Below are 6,474 nucleotides of genomic sequence, written 5' to 3' on the forward strand. Positions count from 1 at the left end.
GCGGCGGCTCCCCCGAGGGAGGGAGATGATCCCCACCCGTGGGGGAGGCGGGGCGCTGGGCGCGGCCGCGAGGCTTGGGACATGACCAGCATCGACGTCCATGAACTCACCAAGGAATTCGGTACGACCCGCGCGGTGGACAACCTCACGTTCAGTGTGCGACCCGGGCGCGTCACCGGATTTCTGGGCCCCAACGGCGCAGGCAAGTCCACCACCATGCGACTCGTCCTCGGCCTCGACCGGCCCACCGGCGGCAGGGCCAGGATCGGCGGGCAGCTCTACGCCGCACTCGACGATCCGCTGCGCCGGGTGGGCGCCTTGCTGGACGCCCAGGCCGCCCATGGCTCGCGCACCGCACGGAACCACCTGCTCGCCCTGGCGGTCAGCAACGGCCTCGGTGCGAGCAGAGTCGAGGAGGTCCTGGAGGAGGCCGGCCTCGGCGAGGTCGGCGGAGCCCGGATCAAGACCTTCTCACTCGGTATGCGGCAGCGACTGGGCATAGCGGCCGCGCTGCTGGGCGACCCGGAGGTCGTGATGCTGGACGAGCCGTCGAACGGCCTCGATCCGGAAGGCATCATCTGGATCCGGGAGCTGATGAAACGGCTTGCCCGCGAGGGACGCACGGTCCTGGTCTCCAGCCACCTGATGAACGAGACCTCGTCGTTCGCCGACCACCTCGTGATTCTCGGCCGGGGCCGGCTCCTCGCCGACCTGCCGATGCAGGAATTCCTGGATTCCCGCAGCAGGCCCCGCGCAAGGGTGCGCACGACCGAGTCCACGCGACTGCGCGATGTCCTGATCCGCAAGGGATACGACCCTGCGCAGGATGACGACGGCTGTTGGACCATCGAGGGCGCGAAGGCCGGGGAGATCGGCGTGATAGCCGCCACCGAAGGCATTCCCGTCCTCGAACTCACCGACGAGCAGGCCACGTTGGAACAGGCCTACCTCGACCTCACCGCCGACGCCACGGAATTCGCATCGGTATCGACCTCATCCGCCAACCGTCAGGAGGCCTGACCATGTCGACCACCGCAGTGCTGCGTTCCGAGTGGATCAAGATGAGATCGGTGCGGTCCGTCGTGGGATCCTTGATAGCCGTTCTCCTCGTGACACTTGCCATCACCTTGCTCGCCTTCTCCACCATCGGTCAGTCCGAGGCGGACAGTGCCGATGCCGAGCCGGTCTTCGATGCCTTCTACGCACTGAACTTCGGCCAGATCGCGGCCATCAGCTTCGGGGCGACCGCGCTCTCCTCCGAGTACCTCAACGGAGCTCTGCGGATATCGCTCGCCGCTGTGCCACGCCGCAACCTCTTCTACGCTGCCAAGATCGCCGTCGTCGGGGCGTCGGCACTTGCCGTCGGCCTCGTCACCAGCTTCAGCGCCTTCCTCGTGGGACAACTGTTCATGGGAAAGTATGCGATCGATCTGGGGGAGCCGGGCGCTCTGCGGGCAGCCTTCGGAGGCGGGATCTATCTGGCGCTGATGGCCCTGTTCGCGGCCGGATTGACAGTGGTGCTGCGCAGCGCCGTGGCCGTGCTCAGCCTGCTCATCCCGTTCGTGCTCATAGTCGCTTTCGTGGTCGGTAGCGTCGCGGGCGGGGCCGCGCAGTATCTGCCGGACCGGGCCGGACAGTTGGTGCTCCACCAGAACCCCGGAGGAAGCCTCGGACCGTGGGGCGGACTAGGGGTGACAGCGGCTTGGGCGGCGGCCTCGCTGCTGGCCGGCTGGTGGACGCTCCGGCGCAGGGACGCGTAGCCCGTCGATGCGATTTCAATACGGAGCAGGACGGCTGAAAGCATCTCAAAATGCATGGCAAGGAGCGGCTTGTCAGTGCTGGGCGGTTTACTGGCGGCATGACCACCGCACATCACCTCCGCCTCATCGACGCGATGCGCACCTTGGACTTTCCCACGGAGCGCATCCGGTCTGGCTCGGGAGTCAGCGGGCCCGGGTATCACTCGGCGTCCCTGCATGCGGATGTCGATCACTGGGACGACGACGAAGTGCGGCGACTGGAGCACCGGGCCCAGTGCCTCGCAGAGCATGACGCGTTGCTGACGCTGCTCACCGGTCGCTGGGGAGAGCCGCAGATGATCAGCCTGTGGAGTGCACAGGAGCGGATGACCGCCGGCGAGGAGATACCGGAGGCGTGGGCCGAGACGGTTGCGGGCTGCGAGTACCTCCAGCTGTGGAGGATCGAGGACCGTTGGATCGCCATCGGGCTCTACCTGGAGGAGGAGGGGTTGAACGTGGTGGTGACCGAGATCGATCCGCCCTGACATGAGCAGGCTGCTGTCGGCCGGATGGGCACGAGACCGTTTGCTGCGATGGCCCGGTCGGGGAGCACCTCGTATGACGGGCCTCGCCACTGCCCGCCGTCCTGGAGCCCGGTTGTGGTCCTGGCGAGGGGCCCGGACACCGTTCGCTGCGCGAAGGGCCCGTCGGCTTGCCGTCTGTCACGGGGGTGCAGGTGGCTGTCCACGTCGATGGGCCCGACACCTCCCTGCACGGTGGGCCTGGGACTGTCGCCGGGGACACGGGCGAGGGCGGCACGCACCCGGCTTCTCGGCTCGGGGTGGCCGGGGCAGTGATGTCGGGCATGGACGATGACGACCGGTACGCGGCCATGGGGCCGAGGACGGGCCATGGCCGCCACTACGCGGTCATGAGCGCCGAGCCTTGGCGAGGGCGCCGGGGGCGTCAGGGTTCCTCGGTGGTGATGGCGGTGTCGCGGTCGACGGCGGCAAGGAGACGTCCGTACTCCTCCGCCATCGTCTGAGCGGTCCAGTGGGCGTTCAGGCCGCTGGGGTTGGGCAGGGCCCAGACACGGGCGCCGCCGATCGTGTGGTCCTGCGGACCGATCCGGGCGGTTCGCCTGCCGAAGGCCGTCCGGTACGCCGTGACCCCTACGACCGCCAGCCACTGCGGTCGCAGCTCTTCGACCTTGGCTGCCAGGATCTGGCCGCCCTCGCGGAACTCCTCGGCAGACAGCTCGTCCGCCCGAGCGGTGGCACGGGCGACCACATTGGTGATGCCCAGGCCGTACCGCAGCAATTGGGTCTGTTCGGCCGGCTTCAACTGCCGAGGCGTGAAGCCGGACCGATGGAGTACCGGCCAGAACCGGTTGCCGGGGTGGGCGAAGTGGTGGCCCGTCGCCCCTGTCATCAGGCTCGGGTTGATCCCGCAGAACAGCACACGCAGGCCGCCCGCGACCACATCGGGAACGGTGCGGTCGCGGGCGGCCTGGAGCTCTTCGGGCGTCATCCGGCTGTGGTCGAGGCCGTCAGAGGATGGAGCCCGGCGTGTATGCGGCGGCCTCGGGGTGCTGCTTGGCGATCTCCTCGATGCGGGAGATCAGCGCGGTGACCTGGTCGCCCGCCGCTCCGGTGAAGGAGAGCTTGTCGGCCATCAGCGCGTCGAGCTGCGCACGGTCCAGCGGGATGCGATCGTCGGCGGCCAGTTTGTCGAGCAGCTCATTGCGCTCGGCGCCCTGCTCGCGCATGGCCAGGGCCGAGGCGACCGCGTTCTCCTTGATCGCCTCGTGCGCGACCTCACGGCCGACACCCGCGCGCACCGCGCCCATCAGGACCTTGGTCGTGGCGAGGAACGGGAGGTAGCGGTCCAGCTCACGGGCGACGACGGCCGGGAACGCCCCGAACTCGTCGAGCACCGTCAGGAAGGTCTCCAGCAGACCGTCGAATGCGAAGAAGGCGTCCGGGAGCGCCACCCGGCGGACCACGGAGCAGGACACGTCGCCCTCGTTCCACTGATCGCCCGCCAGCTCGCCGGTCATCGACGCGTAGCCGCGCAGGATCACCATGAGGCCGTTGACGCGCTCGCAGGACCGGGTGTTCATCTTGTGCGGCATCGCGGACGAGCCGACCTGACCTGGCTTGAAGCCCTCGGTCACCAGCTCGTGCCCGGCCATCAGACGGATCGTCTTGGCAACCGACGAGGGCGCCGCGGCCAGCTGGACCAGCGCGGTCACCACGTCGTAGTCGAGCGAGCGGGGGTAGACCTGGCCGACCGAGGTGAAGGCCTGCGCGAAACCGAGGTGCGCGGCGATGCGCTGTTCGAGGTCGGCGAGCTTCCCGGCGTCGCCCCCCAGCAGGTCGAGCATGTCCTGCGCGGTGCCCACGGGGCCCTTGATGCCGCGCAGCGGGTAGCGGTCCAGCAGATCCTCGAGCCGGCCGTACGCCACCAGGAGCTCGTCGGCCGCGGTCGCGAAACGCTTGCCGAGCGTGGTCGCCTGCGCGGCGACGTTGTGGGAGCGACCGGCCATGACCAGCTCGCGGTACTCGCCCGCCAGTTTGCCGAGCCTGGCCAGGACCGCCACCGTGCGGTCGCGCATCAGCTCCAGGGAGAGCCGGATCTGAAGCTGCTCGACGTTCTCCGTGAGGTCCCGGGATGTCATCCCCTTGTGGACCTGCTCGTGACCGGCGAGGGCGTTGAACTCCTCGATCCGGGCCTTGACGTCATGCCGGGTGACCTTCTCGCGCTCGGCGATCGAGGCCAGGTCGACCTGGTCGATGACACGTTCGTAGTCGGCGAGCGCTGCGTCCGGCACCTCGATCCCGAGGTCCTTCTGAGCGCGCAGCACCGCCAGCCACAGCCGGCGTTCCAGCTTCACCTTCTGCTCGGGGGACCAGAGGACGGCCAGCTCCGTGGAGGCGTAGCGGCCGGCCAGGACATTGGGGATGCGAGGCTTCGCAGACACAGCAGTCACGTGTCCAGAGTTTACCTGTCGTTTTCAGTGGTTCGTGAGCGCCCACAGAGTCCATAAGGTCCAGGTCAGCGGCACCTGGACCACCGTTTCACGTACGGCGTGTGAGACGCGCGCGAGACGAAACGGCCCCGGCCGGTGATTCCAGCACCGCCGGGGCCTTGAGACGAAGCCCTTCCGATCAAGGAAGCCGAACCCGTGCAAGGCCGTGGCCTGAGCACCGAGCCGGGCGGCCTCCTCGCGGCTGTCCTCGATGCACTCGCCGGTCAGATGCACTCGCCGGCCCTGAGGAGATGTCCGTCCGCATCCCGACCGCGTCGTGCACGCCCGGGTGGAGCGGATCCGGCAGGGCGACGACTCTGGTCGGCCTGCGGACCACCCGTGGGCCCGTCCTGCGCAGCACCCCTCCTCCGGGTACTGCCACCGGGTGCTGCGGAAGAGGAGGCAGGCAGGCCGACGAGCGCGCCGTGCGCCGTCACGATGCCGCTCCTGGACCACGGCCCGGTCCCCCTCACCTGCCCGGCCCGGTCCCCCTCACCTGCCCGGCTCGGTGCGCCGGACACACCGAGCATCCGGTCGAATGCCGGTTCGTCCTCGCTCATCTTCACGCCGGCGGCGAGGGAGAGCACGACCCAGTGTGAGACGACGAAGCCCCGCCGGATACTTGAGTTCTAGTGGCCGTCACAACACCCCAGCTCAGGGGCTGCGAAGGAGTGCAGCGTCCGGGGCGGGCACCGTTGTCCTGCGGCTCTCTGCTTTCGAGCACGTGGAGCAACAAGGCGGTGACGACACGTGTGGCGCGGATGTGTGAAGGGCTGCACCGGGTGCCGTGCACCTCGTCAGACCGGGTGCCATGCACCTCGTCAGCAGGACGCGGTCCGAGGTCCGAGGCCCGCCGACGGCGTCTCCTCCTTCGCCGGCGTCACGGCGGGTCGGTGCCCCGGCGACCGGCCTGCGCGCTCTGTCACGTTCCGAGAACGTCGGACCCGGGCCCTGCGCCACCGGTCACCGACACCGAATGCGCCCCGTCACCCCGCTGCGGGAGTGCCGACGGCGCAGGGCCTCAACGCCATCCGTAGTAGAGCGAGTCGTGCGCGGTGTCCGGGAGGTACAGAACATCGTTCCCGTCCGAGTCCCGTCGCACCGCGAGCCGGTCCGCGCTCACGCCCGGCGCGGCGGACTGCGAGGTCCACGTGCTGCCCGACTCGGTCGCGACGAAGACGCGGTCGGTGCCGGAGCCGGTCACGTAGTAGACCCGCTGGGCGTCCGTCTCGTCCCAGGTGATGCCGAGGGCCGCAGCGGTCTGGCCGCCGGCGTACACGGTCTGGCGGGCCCAGCCGCCGCCGCTCGGATACGCGTAGTAGACGCGGAAGTTGCCGCCGCTGTCGGCCGAGCGGTAGCGGTAGGCGACCTTCGGGGTGGAGCCGTCGAGGGTGAGCTTGGCGCTCTGCACCGCCGGACCCGTGTAGGCGTTGTCGATGCTCCACTCCTCACCCGTGGTGAGCTCCTGGATCACGTCGGACGTGCCAGGTGCCACCGGGGTGGTCACGGCCGCGCCCGCGCTGTCCGCGAAGGCGCCGGTCGACGGGTCGTAGTGCAGGTAGGAGAGCTGGTGCCGGAACCCGGTCGCCGGGGCTTTGGCCCACTCGTAGACCCTGCTGCCCAATTCGTTCAGGCGGAGAGTTGGTAGTTGAGTCGTTCGAGCCTGCTGTGGCGGGCGCGGTCGAGTGGCCCGGTGGTCCAGTG

Annotated in this window: 6 protein-coding genes; 3 read left to right on the plus strand and 3 right to left on the minus strand. The window is 69.2% G+C overall.

The genetic code is table 11. The features are described from left to right. The first annotated feature begins 81 nt into the window (after positions 1–81). From ACFVX4_RS34230 to ACFVX4_RS34240, 3 genes are all read left to right on the plus strand, one after another. A complete protein-coding gene (locus ACFVX4_RS34230) occupies positions 82–1,020 on the plus strand; it encodes an ABC transporter ATP-binding protein (RefSeq protein ID WP_389985090.1) in 939 nt (312 codons plus the stop codon). Positions 1,021–1,022: 2 nt separating this feature from the next. Next, positions 1,023–1,760, plus strand: a complete 738-nt coding sequence (locus tag ACFVX4_RS34235; RefSeq protein WP_389985093.1) for an ABC transporter permease subunit — start codon at positions 1,023–1,025, stop codon at positions 1,758–1,760. A 98-nt stretch (positions 1,761–1,858) separates the two neighbouring features. Further along, complete coding sequence (locus ACFVX4_RS34240; protein ID WP_389985105.1) at positions 1,859–2,284, plus strand: hypothetical protein; 426 nt, start codon at positions 1,859–1,861, stop codon at positions 2,282–2,284. 421 nt (positions 2,285–2,705) lie between these two features. Here ACFVX4_RS34240 and mug read toward each other — a convergent pair whose 3' ends face one another. From mug to ACFVX4_RS34255, 3 genes are all read right to left on the minus strand, one after another. Continuing rightward, positions 2,706–3,269, minus strand: coding sequence for a G/U mismatch-specific DNA glycosylase (gene mug / locus ACFVX4_RS34245; RefSeq protein ID WP_389985096.1), 564 nt, complete (start codon positions 3,267–3,269; stop codon positions 2,706–2,708). A gap of 19 nt (positions 3,270–3,288) precedes the next feature. After that, on the minus strand, positions 3,289–4,731 hold the full coding sequence (gene purB, locus ACFVX4_RS34250) for an adenylosuccinate lyase (protein ID WP_389985099.1): 1,443 nt from the start codon (positions 4,729–4,731) through the stop codon (positions 3,289–3,291). 1,060 nt (positions 4,732–5,791) lie between these two features. Continuing rightward, the gene (locus tag ACFVX4_RS34255; protein WP_389985102.1) at positions 5,792–6,394 is read right to left on the minus strand and encodes a hypothetical protein; all 603 of its coding nucleotides are present in this window, start codon (positions 6,392–6,394) and stop codon (positions 5,792–5,794) included. Between the last annotated feature and the right edge of the window lie 80 nt (positions 6,395–6,474).

Origin of the sequence: Streptomyces sp. NPDC058240 (assembly GCF_042882135.1) — a bacterium.
GTDB lineage: Bacteria > Actinomycetota > Actinomycetes > Streptomycetales > Streptomycetaceae > Streptomyces.